The sequence below is a fragment of the Phenylobacterium sp. genome, assembly GCF_046290725.1.
Lineage (GTDB): Bacteria > Pseudomonadota > Alphaproteobacteria > Caulobacterales > Caulobacteraceae > Phenylobacterium.
Window position 1 is genome coordinate 140077 of record NZ_JBKBUH010000002.1, and the last position, 18176, is coordinate 158252.

14 protein-coding genes are annotated in these 18176 nt (G+C 70.3%); 11 read left to right on the forward strand and 3 right to left on the reverse strand.

Annotation, left to right across the window (positions count from 1 at the left end; genetic code table 11):
• The first annotated feature begins 89 nt into the window (after positions 1 to 89).
• The 6 genes from ACK41C_RS11870 (at position 90) to ACK41C_RS11895 (ending at position 8687) form a co-directional block, all read left to right on the forward strand.
• The gene (locus ACK41C_RS11870) at positions 90 to 1322 is read left to right on the forward strand and encodes a L,D-transpeptidase family protein (RefSeq protein ID WP_409656654.1); all 1233 of its coding nucleotides are present in this window, start codon (positions 90 to 92) and stop codon (positions 1320 to 1322) included.
• A gap of 317 nt (positions 1323 to 1639) precedes the next feature.
• On the forward strand, positions 1640 to 3211 hold the full coding sequence (gene ftsZ / locus ACK41C_RS11875) for a cell division protein FtsZ (protein ID WP_409654387.1): 1572 nt from the start codon (positions 1640 to 1642) through the stop codon (positions 3209 to 3211).
• Positions 3212 to 3377: 166 nt separating this feature from the next.
• The gene (locus ACK41C_RS11880; protein ID WP_409654390.1) at positions 3378 to 4340 is read left to right on the forward strand and encodes a GAF domain-containing protein; all 963 of its coding nucleotides are present in this window, start codon (positions 3378 to 3380) and stop codon (positions 4338 to 4340) included.
• 124 nt (positions 4341 to 4464) lie between these two features.
• On the forward strand, positions 4465 to 5982 hold the full coding sequence (gene adh, locus ACK41C_RS11885; RefSeq protein WP_409654393.1) for an aldehyde dehydrogenase: 1518 nt from the start codon (positions 4465 to 4467) through the stop codon (positions 5980 to 5982).
• A gap of 173 nt (positions 5983 to 6155) precedes the next feature.
• On the forward strand, positions 6156 to 7133 hold the full coding sequence (locus ACK41C_RS11890; protein ID WP_409654396.1) for a magnesium transporter CorA family protein: 978 nt from the start codon (positions 6156 to 6158) through the stop codon (positions 7131 to 7133).
• A 60-nt stretch (positions 7134 to 7193) separates the two neighbouring features.
• Positions 7194 to 8687 carry a hypothetical protein gene (locus tag ACK41C_RS11895; RefSeq protein WP_409654399.1) on the forward strand — a complete coding sequence of 498 codons (1494 nt, stop codon included), beginning with the start codon at positions 7194 to 7196 and terminating at the stop codon, positions 8685 to 8687.
• A gap of 108 nt (positions 8688 to 8795) precedes the next feature.
• Here ACK41C_RS11895 and ACK41C_RS11900 read toward each other — a convergent pair whose 3' ends face one another.
• Positions 8796 to 9149, reverse strand: coding sequence for a DUF1428 domain-containing protein (locus ACK41C_RS11900; RefSeq protein WP_409654401.1), 354 nt, complete (start codon positions 9147 to 9149; stop codon positions 8796 to 8798).
• Positions 9150 to 9276: 127 nt separating this feature from the next.
• Here ACK41C_RS11900 and ACK41C_RS11905 point away from each other — a divergent pair, with 127 nt between their 5' ends.
• From ACK41C_RS11905 to ligA, 5 genes are all read left to right on the forward strand, one after another.
• Positions 9277 to 9657 carry a GFA family protein gene (locus ACK41C_RS11905; protein WP_409654404.1) on the forward strand — a complete coding sequence of 127 codons (381 nt, stop codon included), beginning with the start codon at positions 9277 to 9279 and terminating at the stop codon, positions 9655 to 9657.
• Between the two features lie 221 nt (positions 9658 to 9878).
• Positions 9879 to 10745 (forward strand): UDP-3-O-acyl-N-acetylglucosamine deacetylase, encoded by an 867-nt coding sequence (gene lpxC, locus ACK41C_RS11910; protein WP_409654407.1) that lies wholly within the window; start codon positions 9879 to 9881, stop codon positions 10743 to 10745.
• A 107-nt stretch (positions 10746 to 10852) separates the two neighbouring features.
• Positions 10853 to 11851, forward strand: a complete 999-nt coding sequence (locus tag ACK41C_RS11915; protein ID WP_409654409.1) for an outer membrane protein assembly factor BamD — start codon at positions 10853 to 10855, stop codon at positions 11849 to 11851.
• Between the two features lie 41 nt (positions 11852 to 11892).
• The gene (gene recN / locus ACK41C_RS11920) at positions 11893 to 13590 is read left to right on the forward strand and encodes a DNA repair protein RecN (RefSeq protein ID WP_409654412.1); all 1698 of its coding nucleotides are present in this window, start codon (positions 11893 to 11895) and stop codon (positions 13588 to 13590) included.
• 106 nt (positions 13591 to 13696) lie between these two features.
• Positions 13697 to 15790 carry an NAD-dependent DNA ligase LigA gene (ligA, locus tag ACK41C_RS11925; RefSeq protein WP_409654415.1) on the forward strand — a complete coding sequence of 698 codons (2094 nt, stop codon included), beginning with the start codon at positions 13697 to 13699 and terminating at the stop codon, positions 15788 to 15790.
• On the opposite strand, the gene ACK41C_RS11930 is transcribed toward ligA, so the two are convergent.
• Both ACK41C_RS11930 and ACK41C_RS11935 read right to left on the reverse strand, forming a co-directional pair.
• Entirely contained in the window at positions 15785 to 17059 is a 1275-nt protein-coding gene (locus tag ACK41C_RS11930; protein WP_409654418.1) for an NAD(P)/FAD-dependent oxidoreductase, read from the reverse strand. The two genes, ligA and ACK41C_RS11930, sit on opposite strands and share 6 nt — an antisense overlap.
• A gap of 97 nt (positions 17060 to 17156) precedes the next feature.
• Positions 17157 to 18170, reverse strand: a complete 1014-nt coding sequence (locus ACK41C_RS11935; RefSeq protein WP_409654421.1) for a UDP-glucuronic acid decarboxylase family protein — start codon at positions 18168 to 18170, stop codon at positions 17157 to 17159.
• Positions 18171 to 18176 lie beyond the last annotated feature (6 nt).

Consider the following 18176-nt stretch of genomic DNA (forward strand, 5'->3'; position numbering starts at 1 on the left):
TCGGGGCTTCGGCCTCGGCGCCCCGCGATCCCTTCCTCGCCAACCCCGCCCACCCGCTGGGCAGGCGCATCGCCGGCGAGGCGCTAGGTCTGCGCGCCGCGGAGCCGGAGCTCGCGGCCTTCTACGCGGCGCGTCACGGCCGGCCCCTGTGGACGGCCGGCGGCGCCCTGCGCCCCGAGGCGGACGAAGCGCTCGCCGCTATCGCGCAGGCCGATCGCGACGGCCTTTCCCCCGACGCGTATGGCCTGGCCGAGCTTCGGCGGCTCGTGGCCGAGGCCCGCACCGGCGACCCCGCCGCCCTGGCGCGCGCCGAGGTGGCCCTGTCGCGCGCCTTCGCCCGCTATGTGATCGACCTCAGGCGCCCTGCGCCCGACGCGGAGATGCTGTTCGCCGACCCTGCCGCCGCGCCGCCCGAGCCGACCGTCGGGGGCGTGCTCGCCGAGCTGTCGGGCCCCGGAGACGTCTCGGAGCGTCTGGCCGCCGCACGCCGCATGAACCCCATCTACGCCGCCTATCGCCAGGCGCTGGCCGAGCACCGCGCCCGCGGCGGCCCGGCGCGGCAGGAACGCCTGCTGCGCCTCAATCTCGAGCGGGCGCGCGCCCTGCCGTCGGAGCTTGGCGAGCGCTACGTCCTGGTCGACGCCGCCGCCCAGCGCCTCTGGTTTTACGAGAATGGCGCGGCCGTCGACTCCATGCCGGTCGCCGTGGGAAAGCCCAGCCAGGCCACGCCGATCATGGCCGGCCTGATCCGTTACGTCGTCTTCGATCCCTATTGGAACCTGCCGCCGGACCTGGTTCCGGACAAAGTGGCGCGTCCGGCTCTGCGGTCCGGGCCGCAGTTCGTCGAGGACGCCGGCTTCGAGCTGCTGTCCGGCTGGACGCCGCAGGCGCAGGAGATCGACCCGCGCCAGGTGGACTGGGTCGCCGTCGCCGCTGGCCGTCAGGAACTGCGTGTGCGCCAGCGGCCGGGCCCGAACAACATGATGGGGCAGGTCAAGGTGATGTTCCCCAACGAACTCGGAGTCTATCTGCACGATACGCCTCATCGTGGCGTGTTCGCCGGCGACCGGCGGGCCGTGAGCGCCGGCTGCGTACGGCTGGAAGACGCCCCGCGCCTCGTCCGCCGCCTGCTGGGCGGCGAACCGCCCCCGACCGCCTCGCCGAGCCCGGAGCGGCGGGTGGATCTGCTCCGGCCGGTCCCGGTCTATCTCGTCTATTTCACCCTGGGCCTGGAGCCGGACGGCCGCCTCGCGGAACGCCCGGACATCTATCGCCGGGATCGCGCGCTCATGGCCGCGCTGAAGATCGAGGGCTCGTCCTAGAGCCCGTTTCGCCGGGTTGCATGGTCAAGCTTCGGCGCCAGCCCAGCGTGTAAACCGTGTTCGATGAACAGGTTAGCTGAGTCGTTTCGGCCAATGAGTCAGTTCGCCGCAGTTTCGCCGTCTTGGTTAACGCGCAAGCCTTGTGCAGCAAGAAATAATTGTGTCGCGCGGGGGGTCGACGGACCCCCGACTCGTCTTATGGAGTTAACCGCCAATTAACGAAGGTGGGCGCTTGCTTAACGCCAGCCTTCAGGGGAGTTCCGGCGGCGGGTCGCCGGCCGCTCCCCAGACCACGGTACGGAGCACGCAGGGTCCCCATGGCTATCGCACTTTCCGCGCCGCGCGCGACCGAACTGAAGCCGCGCATCGTCGTCTTCGGCGTCGGGGGCGCCGGGGGCAACGCGGTTAACAACATGATCGAGGCGGGCCTCGAAGGCGTCGAGTTCGTCGTCGCCAATACCGACGCCCAGCAGCTTTCCTTCGCCAAGACCGACCGCCGAATCCAGCTCGGCGTGCAGGTGACGCAAGGGTTGGGCGCCGGCGCCCATCCCGAGGTCGGCATGAGCGCGGCCGAAGAGTCCGTGCCGGAGATCGGCGAGCACCTCGACGGCGCCCACATGGTGTTCATCACCGCCGGCATGGGCGGCGGCACCGGCACGGGCGCGGCCCCGATCATCGCCAAGTGCGCCCGTGAGCGCGGCATCCTGACCGTCGGCGTGGTGACCAAGCCCTTCCACTTCGAAGGCCGCCACCGCATGCGCCTGGCCGACGCCGGCATCGGCGAGCTGCAGCGCTATGTCGACACCCTGATCGTCATCCCGAACCAGAACCTGTTCCGGGTCGCCAACGAGCGGACCACCTTCGCCGAGGCCTTCGGCATGGCCGACCAGGTCCTGCACTCGGGCGTGCGCTCGATCACCGACCTGATGGTGCTTCCGGGCCTGATCAATCTCGACTTCGCCGATGTCCGCACGGTCATGACCGAGATGGGCAAGGCGATGATGGGCACCGGCGAGGCCACCGGCGACGACCGCGCCCTGATGGCGGCCCAGAACGCCATCGCCAACCCGCTGCTGGACGAGGTCTCCCTGAAGGGCGCCAAGGCCGTGCTGGTGAACGTCACCGGCGGGCTCGACATGACCCTGCTGGAGGTCGACGAGGCGGCCAACGCCATCTCCGAACAGGTCGATCCGGAAGCCAACATCATCTTCGGCGCGGCCTTCGATCCCTCGCTGGACGGCGTGATCCGCGTCTCGGTGGTCGCCACCGGCATGGACGTGGCCTCCATCGCCAACATCGAGCCCAAGCCGGAGCGCAAGCCGCTCACCGCGCCGCCCTTGCGCGCGCCGGAGATGCAGCGCCCCGCCGCGCCCCAGCCGGAGCCCGTGATGCGCGCGCCCGCGGCGCCCGCCTACGAGCCGCGCCCGGCTGCTCCCGCCGCGCCGCCGCGCTATCCGGAGCCCCAGGCCTACGCCCCGCCGCCGGCCGCGCCTGCGGCGCCCGAGCCCAAGGCCTATGCGCCCGAGCCGGAAGCCCAGGGCGAGCTCTACGCCCAGGCCGCCGAGCCGGCTCCGGCCCCTGCGCCGGCTCCGGCTCCTGAGCCGCAAGTCTCCCGCCCCATCGCCCGGATCGTCGACCCGGCGGTCGAGGAGGCAGAGGACGAGCCGCTGTTCGGCGAAACCGTATTCGAGGATCGCCGGCCCCAGCGCGGCGGCTTCCTCAGCCTGTTCGGCAGCCGCCCGCGCTACGACGCCCCGCCCGCCGCCCCGGCCCCTCGCGCGGCCCCGACCCGCGGCGGCGCCCTGCCGGCCGAGCCGATGGCCGAGACGCAGGACGAAAATCAGGAAGACCTGGAAATCCCCAGCTTCCTCCGCCGCCTGGCGAACTGACTTCAAGTAAAGCTTGAACCTGCGACGGCCGGGGCTCGCCCCGGCCGTTTTGCTTTTCCCTCGCCGCGTCACGACCCTGCAGGCGCGAGCTTCGCCTTTGCTGCGGCGGCTCGATGTGCCACCCTCCGCTCGAGGCCCGCCAAGAGGCCCCGCCGGATGGACCGCCATGCCGACACGGGAAGGCCGCCGTCACGCCGACGAGGTGTTCGCCGTCGCCGCCGACAGCTCGGCGGCCGCGCGCTCGGCCGTCGCCGCCTCCTGGATCCGGTCGCTCAACGCCTACGGCCTCGATCCGGAAGCGCCGGCGCAGGTGGAGCGCCTGGACGAGGCGCGGCTGGCCGAAGCCCGCGATCGGCTCGCGCCCCTGCTGACCGCCGCCCAGCCGGCCCTGGACCGGCTGTTCGAGGCGGTGGGCGGCGCCGGTTGCTGCGTGCTGCTGACCGATCTCGACGGCGTGCCGCTGGATCGCCGGGGCGATCCGGCCGACGACGAGCTCTTCTCCCGCGCCGGCCTCTGGACCGGCATGGTCTGGCACGAGGCGCGGGCCGGCACCAACGGCGTCGGCACGGCGCTCGCCGAGGGGCGGCTGATCACCATCCACCGCGACCAGCACTTCTTCACCCGCAACACCGACCTGAGCTGCACCGGCGCGCCTCTGTTCGACCATGAAGGCCGCCTGGCGGGCGTGCTCGACGTCTCTTCCTGCCGGGGCGATCTCGACGCGGGCGTGCTCTCGCTGATCGGGATGGCGGTGGGGGAGGCGGCCCGGCGGATCGAGACCGCCCATTTCCGCCAGGCCTTCGGTCACGCCCGCATCCTGCTGGGGCCGGAGGCCGAGGCCGGCGCCCTGCTGGCCGTCGACCGCGACGACCTGGTGGTCGGCGCCACCCGCACCGCCCGACGGCTCTATGGCATCTCCTCCGAGAAGATCGCCCAGGGCCTGCCCGCCAGCGCCGTCCTGGCACCCGACGAGGCGGGCGAGGATTTCGACGTGGCCGAGCGCGGCGCGGTGCAGCGCGCCCTGGCGCGGGCCGGCGGCAACGTCTCCGAGGCCGCCCGCGCCCTGCGGGTCAGCCGCGCGACCCTGCACCGCAAGATGAACCGCCTGGGCGTGCGCCCCGCACGTTGAGCCCGGCGCCTGTCGCAGTTCTGCGACACCTTGCGTCGCGATCGGCGGCTGGGCGGGTGACAGCCGCGAGCCTCCATCGCGATCCTTCCTCCAAAGCCGCCGCACGACGGCGAAGGAGGAAACCATGACCAAGCTGGAGTTCAACCGCACCGCCAAGCCGCCCTTCAAGGCGCGCTACGGCAATTTCGTCGGCGGCCGCTTCGTGGAGCCGGCGGCGGGGCGCTATTTCGAGAACATCTCGCCGGTGAACGGCCAGGTGCTGTGCGAAGTGGCCCGTTCCGACGCCCAGGACATCGAGGCCGCCCTCGACGCCGCCCACGCCGCCAAGGCCGGATGGGGCCGCACCAGCCCGGCCGAGCGGGCGCGCACGCTCAATCGCATCGCCGACCGCATGGAGGAGAACCTCGACCTCCTGGCCTCCGCCGAGACCTGGGACAACGGCAAGCCGATCCGCGAGACCACCGCCGCCGACCTGCCGCTGGCGATCGACCACTTCCGCTATTTCGCCGGCTGCCTGCGGGCGCAGGAGGGCGGCATCTCCGAGATCGACGCCGACACCGTCGCCTATCACTTCCATGAGCCCTTGGGGGTGGTGGGGCAGATCATCCCCTGGAACTTCCCGCTGCTGATGGCCTGCTGGAAGCTCGCCCCGGCCCTGGCGGCCGGCAACTGCGTGGTCCTGAAGCCCGCCGAGCAGACGCCTGCGACCGTTCTCCTCTGGGCCGAGCTGATCGCCGACATCCTGCCGCCGGGGGTGGTGAACATCGTCAACGGCTTCGGCCTGGAGGCCGGCAAGCCGCTCGCCTCCAGCCCACGCATCGCCAAGATCGCCTTCACCGGCGAGACCGCCACCGGCCGGCTGATCATGCAGTACGCCAGCCAGAACCTGATCCCGGTGACCCTGGAGCTGGGCGGCAAGTCGCCCAACATCTTCTTCGACGACGTAGCAGCTCAGGACGACGACTTCTTCGACAAGGCCATCGAGGGCTTCGCCATGTTCGCCCTGAACCAGGGCGAGGTCTGCACCTGCCCCAGCCGGGCCCTGGTGCACGAAGCGATCTATGACCGGTTCATGGAGCGGGCGCTGAAGCGGGTGGAGGCCATCGTCCAGGGCGATCCGCTCGATCCGGCCACCATGGTCGGCGCCCAGGCCTCCAGCGAACAGCTGGAGAAGATCCTCTCCTACATCGATATCGGTCGTCAGGAAGGGGCCGAGGTGCTGACCGGCGGCGCCCGCAACGAGCTGCCGGGCGACCTGGGCGGCGGGTTCTATGTGAAGCCCACCGTGTTCCGTGGGCACAACCGCATGCGGGTCTTCCAGGAGGAGATCTTCGGCCCGGTCGTCTCGGTGACCACCTTCAAGGACGACGAAGAGGCGCTGGCCATCGCCAACGACACCCTCTACGGCCTGGGCGCGGGCGTCTGGAGCCGCGACGTCAACCGTTGCTACCGCTTCGGCCGCGCGATCGAGGCGGGCCGGGTCTGGACCAACTGCTACCACGCCTATCCGGCCCATGCGGCCTTCGGCGGCTATAAGCAGTCGGGCATCGGCCGCGAGACCCATCGCATGATGCTGGACCACTACCAGCAGACCAAGAACCTGCTGGTCAGCTACAGCCCACAGAAGCTCGGCTTTTTCTGACGCGGCGCGGCCGGTTGACCTTCAGCGGGCGGCGGGCACATGGCCTCGCCGCCCGCTCGGCTGGGCGGGTATTCGGAAACCCCGCAGATGAACCCCGAAGACCGAAGTCCGGTCCGGACCATGTGACGCCGTAGGCGGGCAGCCTTGCGGCGTCGCCGCGAAAGGAGGCCGCCATGCTCAACGCCTATGGCTGGCGCGAGGAAAGGCTCGCGCACTTGACGGATCCTGCGGCGGAGGCCGCCGAAGCCGTCTGGATCGACCTGCTGGCCCCAAGTCCGGAGGAAGTCGCCGCCGTCGAGGCCGCCGTCGGCTTCGAGGTCCCCACGCGCGACGAGATGAGGGATGTCGAGCCCTCGGCTCGGCTCTACACCGAGGATGCGGCCGAGTTCATGATCGCGACGGCCTTGGCGCGGCTGGACAGCGACGATCCGGTCAAGTCGCCGGTGACCTTCGTGCTGAAGGGCCGCCAGCTGGTCACCATCCGCTATGTGGAGCCCCGGGCCTTCTCGATCTTCGCCGGCCGCGCCGGCCACCGCCCCGGGGAGCCCCTCGATACCGGCGAGGCGGTGATGTTCGGCCTTGTGGAAGCCATGATCGATCGCCTGGCCGACGCCCTGGAGCGGGCCGGCGACGAGATCGACGGCATCTCCCGCATTATCTTCCGCAAGCGCAGCGGCGACCGGGTGCAGAGCCAGGATCTGCAGGTGCTGATCGAGCAGATCGGCCGCAAGGGCGACCTGATGGGCATGATCCGCGAGAGCCTGTCCAGCCTGCAGCGGGTGCTCGCCTACCATGCCGCGCTGGACACCGGCAGCCGGCGAGCCGGCAAGGACGCCAAGCAGAAACTGCGCCTGCTGCAGCGCGACGCTGCGGCCCTGGGCGAACTGACCGACAGCATGTCGGGCAAGATCAACTTCCTGCTCGACGCCACCTTGGGCCTGATCAATCTGGAGCAGAACCAGATCATCAAGCTGTTCTCGGTGGCCGCAGTGGCCCTGCTGCCGCCGACCCTGATCGCCTCGGTCTACGGCATGAACTTCGACCACATGCCCGAACTGCACTGGCGCTTCGGCTATCCCTGGGCGATCGGGCTGATGTTCCTCTCGGCGGCGCTGCCCTACCTCTATTTCAAGCGCAAAGGCTGGCTTTAGGCGGCGTCGCCTCGGCGCTATCGTTCGACCGAGTCTGCGCAATCGGGGCACGTCGGCGTCATGAAAGGGCTGTTTGGGCGCCTGCCGACGCTTCTGCTCCTCCTGGCCTTTTCGGCTACGCCGGCCTATGCCGCCTGGTCGCGCGCCGAGACCGATCGGTTCATCATCTATGCGGATGGCGGCGAGGAGGTGGTGCGCGAATACGCGCGCAAGCTGCACGCCTTTGACGCCATGCTGCGCACGCTGCATCTGAAGGACGCGGAGCGCCGGCCCGGCCATAAGCTCGAGGTCTTCCTGGTCGGGAGCGGCGAGCGCCTCCGGCGGGTCAACCCGCACGCCGATCCGGACCTTCGCGGCTTCTACAGCACCGGGCCCGCCCGCCTGTTCGCCATCGCAACGACGGGCGAGGGGGCCACCGCCGACGAGGTGCTCTTCCACGAATACGCGCACCATTTCCTGCTGGAGAACTTCTCGGCCGCTTATCCCGCCTGGTTCGTCGAGGGATGGGCCGAGTACTTCATGACCGCGGAGATCGGGCGGGGTCAGGTCAAGGTCGGCGGCTATAACGAGAGCCGGGTCAACGCCCTCCTGAACGCCGAATGGGAACCGCTGGAGGAGGTGCTGCGCCGCCCGGTCGCCGAAATCCCGCCGGACAGGCGCTATCTCTTCTACGCCCAGGCCTGGCTGCTGGTTCACTACATGCAGGGCGCGCCGGAGCGGGCCGCCCAGCTTGAGCGGATCGTCGTCGCCTTGGCCGCGGGAGCCGAGCCGGTCCAGGCGTTCCGCGAGATCGGAGGGCTCGACACGCCGCAGCTTGTCGCCGCCATGCGCGCCTACCGCAAGCCGCGCCGTCTTGTGGTCCAGGTGTCCACCGCCGCTCCGGCCGCAGTGGTGACAAGCCTTTCGGAGGCCGAGGGCGAGTTCCACCTGGACCGCCTCCGCCTGGCTTGCCAGCCCCCCAATGGGCTGGACGGCGCGTGGCTGGAGGATCTCCGCCGCCGAGCGGCCGCCCATTCGGGCGAGCGGCTGGCCGCCCTCGCCCTCGCCGAAGCCGAGTTCGCCTTGGGCGACGCCCAGGTGGGCGAAGCCGTCATTGCGCGCCGGCTCGCGGCGCAGCCGGACGATGCGGAGGTTCTGCGTGTCGGGGGCCTTGGGCAGCTTGCCGCCGGCCTGCGCGCGCCCGAAGAGCGGACGGCCCGCTTCCGGGCGGCGCGGGCCTATTTCGAACGGGCCATGTCGCTGGGCGGGCCGGACTATCGAGCGCTGCTGGGCTACGCCCAAAGCCGGACGGTCGAGCCGGACTTCCCCGACCATCGCGACCTGGACCTGCTGCTCCAGGCCCGCGCCCTCGCCCCGTCCGTGGCCACCGTCTCGCTCGCGGCGGGCATGGCCCTGATCCGCCGGGGCGAGTGGGAGCAGGCTGCCCTGGTTCTCGCCCCCTTGGCGAACGCGCCTCACGGGGGCGAGGCCGCGGTTCAGGCGCGCGCCTTGCTGGCGGGCCGTTCTCTCGACCAGGGGGAGGCGAAGGCCAGCGCGTCGCGGCCCGCCGGCTAGAGCACGATGCGGTCGGGCGGAATCGTCTGACCGTCGAATCATGCTCTCGATTCAAAGGCGTGAGCGCGTTCTGATCGCAAAACCCGCGTCCACTTTTGCGGAACGCGCCTAGAGTTCCACGAAGGTCTCGAACCCGCCGAAGATCATCCGCTTGCCGTCGAACGGCATGTCGGCCACGTCGCCCTTCAGGCGCGGGTCGGCCATCACCTTGGCGTTGATCGCGTCGCGGTCGGCGCGGGAGGCGTAGACGATCCAGGAGAAGATCACGATCTCGTCGTCCTTGGCCTGCACGGCCCGGGGAAACGACGTCAGCTCGCCATAGGGCGTGTCGTCGCCGATGCACTCCACATAGGCGAGCGCGCCGTGCTCCTTCCAGATGTCGCCCCCCTTGCGGGCCATGGCCTTGTAGGCCTCCAGCTTGGCCTTCGGCACGGCCAGGACGAAACCGTCGACATAGGGCATTGGAAGGCTCCTTCTTCCAGGTTGCGATGACCCAAGGACGTCCCGGCGGGCGGCGATCCGACAGCCCCGCCGAAGTTTCTCTCCGCTTCGGGAAACGGTGCTAATCGTGCAAACTCCGGAAGCACATATGGCCAGGGCGGAGCAGACGCCGGTGATCGAAGCCTCCTGTCATTGCGGCGTGGTGCGCCTGGCGGTGGCGCGGCCGCCGCCGGCCCTGACGTCCTGCAACTGCTCGCTCTGCCGTCGCTACGGCGGGCTCTGGGCCTACTACCCGCCCTCGGAGGTGGAATTCCTGGCCGGGCGGGAGGCGACCGTCGCCTATGTCCAGGGCGACCGGACGCTTGCGACCCATCACTGCCGGACCTGCGGCTGCGTCACCCATTGGGAGCCTCTCGACCCCGGCATAGGGCGGATGGGCGTGAACGCCCGCCTGATGGCGCCCGAGGTCACGGCGGATATCCGCATCCGCCGATTCGACGGGGCGGAGACCTTCACCTTCCTCGACTGAGCCTCGGGCCGGCTTCACCAAACCATGGCAGGAACACCTCGTTCCGCGTTGAATTCTAAACAAAATTTTAACGTGCCAATTCGAAACATTCGGAAACAGGACGTGTTTTGCGGCGCCGCAGCACGAGGCGTATTGGGACGCTGGGGCGTTTCGCGGTCACCCGGCCGCCAAGAGTACTGAGGAAGGCCGCGCACTTGGTCGCAACTGCGTTTCAGCACACCGTGCAAGGGCCCGCGATCTTCGCAGGCGTCGGCGTCCACACCGGCGCCCATACGCGCGTTTCCGTGCGCCCGGCCCCGGCCGATACCGGCATCGTCTTCGTGCGCGTCGATGTGGCCGACCGCGACAATCGCATTCCCGTCTCCGGCGAGGCGGTGGTCAAGACCCAGCTCGGCACCGTGATCGCCAACGCCGAGGGCGTGTCGGTCTCCACCATCGAGCACCTGATGGCCGCCCTGGTCATGTCCGGCGTCGACAACGCCGTGGTCGAGCTCGACGGGCCCGAAATGCCGATCATGGACGGCTCGGCCCTGCCGTTCGTTCAGATCCTCGACCGCGTGGGCGTGCGCCAGCAGGAGGCGCCCCGCCGCTACATCGAAATCGTCGACACGATCGAAGTGACCGATGGCGACAAGCGCGCCACCCTGCGCCCCTCCGATCGGTTCGAAGTGGCCTTCGAGATCGCCTTCGGCTCGGCCGCCATCGGTCGGCAAGCCGTCGACCTCGTCATGGACGGCCAGGCCTTCCGCGACGAACTCGCCGACTGCCGCACCTTCGGGTTCCTGCACGAGGTCGAGTATCTGCGCTCCATCGGTCTGGCCCGCGGAGGCTCCATGGAAAACGCCGTGGTGATCGAGGGCGACCGCATCCTCAATCCCGAAGGCCTGCGCCGCCCCGACGAGTTCGTGCGGCACAAGGCGCTGGACGCCATCGGCGACCTCTATGTGCTGGGCGCGCCGATCCTCGGCCGCTTCGAAGGCGTGCTCGCCGGCCACGGGATCAACAACGAGCTGGTCCGGGCGCTGCTGGCCAATCCTGGATCCTGGCGCTTGCGCACCCTGGTTCCGGACCTCGCCCAGGCGGTCTGAGACCGATCGCGCGCCCGGCGCGCCTCCGCCGCATTTGCGCACCGCATCGCATGCTGTAGAAGCGAGGGACTCGCGGCGCGGGGGCGCGCGTTGGTCCATTTGAGGTGATGGTGACCTTGGTTCGCAATTCCCGGGCTCGCACGACGATCATCGTCGGGCTCGCCGCTCTGACCCTCGCCGGATGCGCCGGCCGTGAGAAGAAGCCCCGCCTGGCCTATCAGGAGCGGCCGGTCGAGCTGCTCTACGCCACCGGCGCCGACCGGCTGGACCGCGGCCTGTGGAAGCAGGCCGTGCAGTACTTCAACGAGGTGGAGCGCCAGCACCCCTATTCGGAGTGGTCCCGCCGGGCGATCCTGATGACGGCCTACGCCAACTATCAGGCCAACGACTACGCCGAGGCCATCGCCGACGCCAACCGCTTCATCTCGCTCTATCCGGGCAATCCGGCGGCGGCCTACGCCTACTATCTGAAGGCCATCTGCTACTTCGAGCAGATCGTCGACGTGGGCCGCGATCAGGCCGCCACCGGCCAGGCGCTGGCCGGTCTGCAGGAAGTGGTGCAGCGCTATCCGCGCTCGGAATACGCCACCGACGCCCGGCTGAAGATCGACATGGTCAACGACCAGCTGGCCGGCAAGGAAATGACCATCGGCCGCTGGTACCTGCGCAACGGCGATACGCTCGCCGCCATCGGCCGGTTCAAGACCGTCATCGACCGCTATCAGACCACCAGCCACACGCCCGAGGCGCTCTACCGGCTTGTCGAGGCCTATCTGACCCTCGGCCTCGTCGAGGAAGCCAAGCGCAATGGCGCCGTGCTCGGCCACAACTATCCGGGCGACATCTGGTACCGCGACGCCTACGCCCTGCTCACCGACCGCGGTTTCCGCCCGGCGACCGAGCCCGCCGACGGCGAGCGCCGGGGCGTGCTGTCGCGGCTGCCCTTCGTGAAGGACAAGTCGACCACCCTGCGGCCTCCGGCCGCCGAGGATGCGCCGGCGCCGCCTCAGACCGACGCCTCAGCCACCGGCGAAGCCGCTCCGGCCCAGGCCGAGCCCAAGCCCCGCCGCGGCCTTCTCGGCCGGCTGATCCCCGGCCGCGACTGACGGGCTTTCCGTAAGCCCCGATTCCGGGCGATCTTGCCGCCATGCTCATCGGCCTTGGGATCCGCGACGTGGTGCTGATCGAGGCGCTCGATCTCTCGATCGGGCCAGGCCTCACGGCGCTGACCGGTGAAACCGGCGCGGGCAAGTCGATCATTCTGGACGCGCTCGGCCTGGCGGTCGGCGCCCGCGGCGACGCCGGCCTCGTCCGCCGCGGGGCGAACCAGGCGACGGTCACCGCCGCTTTCGCGCCGGCGCCCGATCATCCGGTGTGGACGATCCTTGAGCAAAAGGGCCTGGACTTCGCCCGCGACGAGGATCTGGTCCTGCGGCGCACGCTCTCGGCCGACGGCCGCAGCCGCGCCTATGTGAACGACCAATCGGCCAGCGTCGGGACCCTGCGCGAACTCGGCGAGATCCTGCTCGAGGTCCACGGCCAGCACGAGACCGTCGGCCTGCTGGACGCCAAGACGCATCGCCCGCTGCTCGACGCCTATGGCGCGCTTGGGCGGCTCGCCGACGCCGTCGCCGAGCGCTGGGAGGTCTGGCGCGCGGCGCGGACCCGGGCCGAGGCCCTGCGCGAGGCCGCCGGCCGCGCCGCCGCCGAGTCGGAGGAGCTGTCGCTCCGCCTGGCCGAACTCGACCGGCTGGATCCCCAGTCGGGGGAGGAGACTGCGCTCGCCGAGACCCGCGCCGTGCTCGGCGCCTCGGAGAAGGCCCTGGCCGACATCGCCTCGGCGCGTCAGGCGTTCGACGGCCTTTCCGCCCGCCTCGCCCAGGCCTTTCGGGCCCTGGAGCACGCCCGCGCCCGCGCGGTTCAGGCCGGCGCCTCCGAAGCGGGTTCGGCGGTGGAGCGGCTCTCCGTCGCCGGCGCGGCGATCGACCGGGTGCTGGTGGAGGCCCAGGAGGCGGAAGCCGCCGTCGATGCGGCCGCCGAAGCCTTCGATTTCCGGCCCGACGACCTGGAAAAGGCCGAGGAACGGCTGTTCGAGCTGCGCGGCATGGCCCGCAAGCTTCAAGTCGCCGTCGAGGAGCTCCCGGCCGTCCGCGCCCGCTTCGCCGAGCGCCTGCGGGCCGTGGAAAGCTCGGAGGATGAGCTGAAGGCGGCCGATGCGGCGGTTGCGGAAACCCGCGCCGCCTATCTCGCCGAGGCGCGCCGCCTGTCCGAAGCCCGCCATGCCGCGGGCGATCACCTGGCCGCCGCGGTGATGGAGGAGCTGGCGCCCTTGAAGCTGGAGAAGGCGCGCTTCCGCGTCGGGATCGAGGCTCTGCCGGAAGATCGCGCCGGTCCGGCCGGCCTCGACCGGGTGATCTTCGAGGTCTCGACCAATCCGGGCGCGCCCTTCGGCGGCCTGGGCGACATCGCCTCGGGCGGCGAACTCGCCCGCTTCGCCCTGGCGCTCAAGGCGGCCCTGGCCGGGCGGGGCGAGGGGCCCCAGCCGCTGATGATCTTCGACGAGGTGGACCAAGGGGTCGGCGGGGCCGTCGCCGACGCCGTCGGCCTGCGGCTCAAGCGGCTTGCGCGCGAGGCCCAGGTGCTTGTGGTCACCCATTCGCCCCAGGTGGCCGCCCGCGCCGACGCCCACTGGCGGATCGCCAAGGCCGGCGAGGCCGAACGCCTGCGCACCGCGGTCGAGCCGCTCACGCCGGCCGAGCGCGAGGAGGAGATCGCCCGGATGCTCGCCGGCGCCCAGATCACCGACGCCGCCCGCGCCGCCGCCCGCGCCCTGATGCACGCCTAATCCGTTCTTCCTCCCTTGCGCAGCGAGGGAGGAAAAGACAGCGCCGCCGCCGTGGACGGCGTTCGAAAACCGGTGCATGTCGCGAGGTTCGTTGGGGAGGACATAGATGCCCAGATCCGTCGCCGAACTGACCGAGGCCGAGGCCGTCGAGGAGCTGACGCGGCTGGCGGACGAGATCGCCGCCCACGACATTCGCTATCACCAGGAAGACGCGCCGGTCATTTCCGACGCCGACTACGACGCGCTGAAGCGCCGCAACGCCGAGATCGAGGCGGCCTTTCCGCACCTGATCCGCGAGAACTCGCCGTCCCTCAGCATCGGCGCTCCCCGGGCCGAACAGTTCTCGCCTGTTGAGCATGGCGTGCCCATGCTCTCGCTCGACAACGCGTTTTCCGATGAGGAGGCGCTGGAGTTCGACGCCCGCATCCGCCGCTTCCTCAAGCTGGAGGAAGCCGTAGCCTACACCGCCGAACCCAAGATCGACGGGCTGTCGGCCTCCCTGCGCTACGAGAACGGCGTCTTCGTCCAGGGCGCGACCCGCGGCGACGGGCGGGTGGGCGAGGACGTCACCGAAAACCTGCGCACCATCGCCGAAATCCCCAAGCGGCTCGCGGGCGAAGGCTTTCCTGAGGTCATCGAGATCCGTGGCGAGGTCTATCTGGGCCACGAGGAGTTCGCGGCCCTCAACGCTGCGGCGGAGGCGGCGGGCCAGCGCACCTACGCCAATCCTCGCAACGCCGCGGCCGGCTCCCTGCGCCAGATCGACCCGAAGATCACCGCCGGCCGGCCCTTGCGCTTCTTCGCCTACGCCTGGGGCCTTGCAAGCGCCCCCTTCGCCGAAACCCAGTGGCAGGCGCTGCAGCTGCTGAAGGCCTGGGGCTTCCGCACCACGCCCGAGAGCCGCTGCGTGACCGGCCCCGAGGGCCTGCTGGACGCCTATCGCGAGATGGAGGTTGTGCGGCCCAAGCTCGGCTACGACATCGACGGGGTGGTCTACAAGGTCGACCGGCTGGACTGGCAGCAGCGCCTGGGTTTCGTCTCCCGTTCGCCGCGCTGGGCGGTGGCGCGCAAGTTCCCGGCCCAGCAGGCGCGCACGGTGCTGGAGGCGATCGACATCCAGGTGGGCCGCACCGGCGCGGTGACGCCCGTGGCGCGGCTGAAACCCGTCACGGTCGGCGGCGTGGTGGTCGTCAACGCCACCCTGCACAACGCCGACGAGATCGCCCGCAAGGACATCCGCATCGGCGACACGGTGATCCTGCAGCGCGCCGGCGACGTGATCCCCCAGATCCTGGGCCCCGTGCTGGACGAGCGGCCGGCGGACGCCGCGCCCTACGAGTTCCCCACCCACTGCCCCTGTCCGCTGCACACGCCGCTGGTGCGCGAGACGACGGCTTCCGGCGCGGAGACCGTGGTGCGCCGCTGCTCGGGGGAGTTCGCCTGCCCGTTCCAGCGGATCGAGCACCTCCGGCACTTCGTCTCCCGCCGCGCCTACGACATCGAAGGTCTGGGCGAGAAGCAGCTGGTCGCCTTCTACGAGCGCGGCTGGATCAAGGAGCCGGCCGACATCTTCAGGCTGGCCCGCGACGAGGCGAAGCTGGCCGAGCTCCTGCAGACCGAGGGTTATGGCGAGACCAGCGTCCGCAACCTGACGACCAATATCGAAGCGCGCCGGAAGATTCCGCTCGACCGCTTCATCTACGGCCTCGGAATCCGGCACATCGGCGAGACCACGGCCACGGTCATGGCGCGCGGCTATCACACGGCGAGCGCGTTCCTGGCGGCGATGGACAAGATCGCCGATCGCGATCCCGAGGCGGTGCAGGAGCTGGACGACATGGACCAGATCGGCTCGGCGGTGATCGAGGCCGCCGCGGCCTATTTCGCCGAGGACCACAACCGCCGGATCGTCCAGAACCTGGTGGGCGAGCTGGAGATCCAGGACGCCGAGCGGCCCAAATCCGACACCGCCGTGGCCGGCAAGACGGTGGTCTTCACCGGCTCACTCGAGCGCATGACCCGCGACGAAGCCAAGGCCCAGGCCGAGCGCCTGGGGGCCAAGGTCTCCGGCTCGGTCTCGAAGAAGACCGATCTGGTGGTGGCCGGGCCCGGCGCCGGCTCGAAGCTCAAGACCGCCAACGAGCTGGGTATCCAGGTGATGACCGAGGAAGAGTGGCTGGCCCTGGTGGAGGGCTCATAGACCCGACGGCGGGGGGCCTTCGGCGACGATCAGGCGCGCCGCCCGCTGGCGGGTGATCCAGCTCCACGACCATTCCAGCGCCACGACGATGCGGTTGCGCAGGCCGATCAGGAAATAGACGTGGGCGATGCTCCAGAACACCCAGCCCACGAAACCCTTCAGGGTCAGGCGGTCGAACTTCACGATGGCGGCGCTGCGCCCGATGGTGGCGAGGTCGCCGGCGTGGCGATAGCGGAACGGCGGCGGTGCAGACCGCCCCTCCAGGCGGGCGCGGATCACCCTGGCGACGTATTTCCCCTGCTGTTTGGCGGCCGGCGCGATGCCAGGGACGGGTGCGCCCTTCGCGTCCGTGACGGCGGCGGCGTCGCCGATCACGAACACCTCCGGATGGCCGGGCAAGGACAGGTCTGGCGTGACCTTCGCCCGGCCCGCGCGGTCATGCTCGCACGGCAGCTCCGCGGCGACCTCCGAGGCGGCCACGCCCGCCGCCCAGATAAGGGTCTCGGCCTCGATCCGCCCATCCTCCAGGGCGACGCCGTTCGCGTCGCAGTCGATGACCTTGGCGCCGGTCCGCACCTCCACCTGCATGGCCTGCAGCACGCGTTGGGCGTAGGCGGCCAGGTGCTCGGGAAAGGTCGGCAGGATCCGCGGCCCGGCCTCCAGCAGCAGCACGCGGGCGAAGCGCGGGTCGATGCGGCGGAAGTCGCGCTTCAGGGCGTCGCGCGCCAGCTCCGCAACCGCCCCGGCCATCTCCACCCCCGTCGGGCCGCCGCCGACGATCACGAAGGTCAGGAGCCGGGCCTGCTCGCCCACCGGCGCGCACTCCGCCTTCTCGAAGGCCGACAGCACACGCCGCCGGATGGCCGTGGCGTCCTCGAGGGTCTTCAGGCCCGGCGCGAAGGCTTCCCACTCCGGCTTGCCGAAGTAGGAATGGGCGGCCCCGGTGGCGACGATGAGCTGGTCGTAGGCAACCTCGCCGCCGGTGGTCTTCACCCGGCGCGCGGCCAGGTCGACCGACAGCGCCCGCGCCATCACCACCCGGATGTTCTTTTCGCGCCGGAAGACGTGCCGGATCGGCCAGGCGATCTCCGCCGGCGACAAGGCTGCGGTCGCCACCTGATAGAGCAGCGGCTGGAACAGATGGTGGTTGCGCCGGTCGACCAGGATCACCTCCGCCGGCGCCCTGGCGAGGGCGCGCACGGCCTCCATGCCGCCGAAGCCGGCGCCTAGCACCACCACGCGCGGCCGGCCGGCCTCATCCGTCGCCATCGGCGCTCTCCCTCTCGGCCGCTTGAAGCCTAGCCCACCGAAAGACGCCCGTAACGGAGAGGTTCCACCGCAGCACGCTGGCCACGCCGGCCTGTGCTCAGGCGCTGGCGGCCGTACGATGGACCCGCTGAATGGAGGGCGTGCGGGCGTCGGTCTCGAACCAGGCGATGGTCGCCTTCAGGCCCTCTTCCAGCGAGGTGCGCGGCTTCCAGTCCAACAGCGTCGTCGCGCGGGCGATGTCCGGCCGTCGGCGCTTGGGATCGTCGGTCGGCAGGTCGTGATAGGTCACGTCCGACTCCGACCCGGTGATCGCCAGCACCAGTTCGACGAGCTGGCCCACCGTCATCTCGCGCGGATTGCCGAGGTTCACCGGCCCTGGCTGCGGCCCTTGGTGCTCCATCAACCGCGTCAACCCTTCGACCATGTCGGCCACATAGCAGAAGGACCGGGTCTGGGATCCGTCGCCATAGATTGTGATGTCCTCGCCCGAAAGCGCCTGGCTGACCACGTTCGAGACCACCCGCCCGTCGGCCGCTGAGAGGCGGGGGCCGTAGGTGTTGAAGATCCGTGCGACCCGCACTTGAGCCCGCCCGAGGCGATCAAAATCGAAGCTCAGGGCTTCTGCGGCTCGCTTGCCCTCGTCGTAGCAGGCCCGGGGACCGGTGCAGTTGACGTTGCCCCAGTAGGTCTCGGTCTGCGGATGGGCCAGGGGATCGCCATAGACTTCGCTGGTAGAGGCGAGCAGCAAGCGCGCGCCGCAGCCTTCCGCCAGCCGCAGCAGGTTGTCGGTCCCGACCACGCTGGTCAGCATGGTGTGTTCCGGATCGGCCTGATAGAGCGCCGGCGAGGCCGCGCAGGCGAGGTTGTAGATGCGGTCGAAGCTCATGCGGCGCAGCCTCGGGGGCAGGGGCTGCGACACGTCGGCCTCCACCAGCTCGAAGCTGTCGCCGCGCGAGAGGCGCTGGAGGTTGCCCGGGCTGCCGGTCTGGAAATTGTCGAGGCAGACGACGCGGTCGCCCTGTTCCACCAGCCGTTCGCACAGGTGCGAGCCGATGAAGCCGGCGCCGCCCGCAACCAGGACGGTTCGCCCCCCCTCATTCTTCTCGCGCATTCTAGA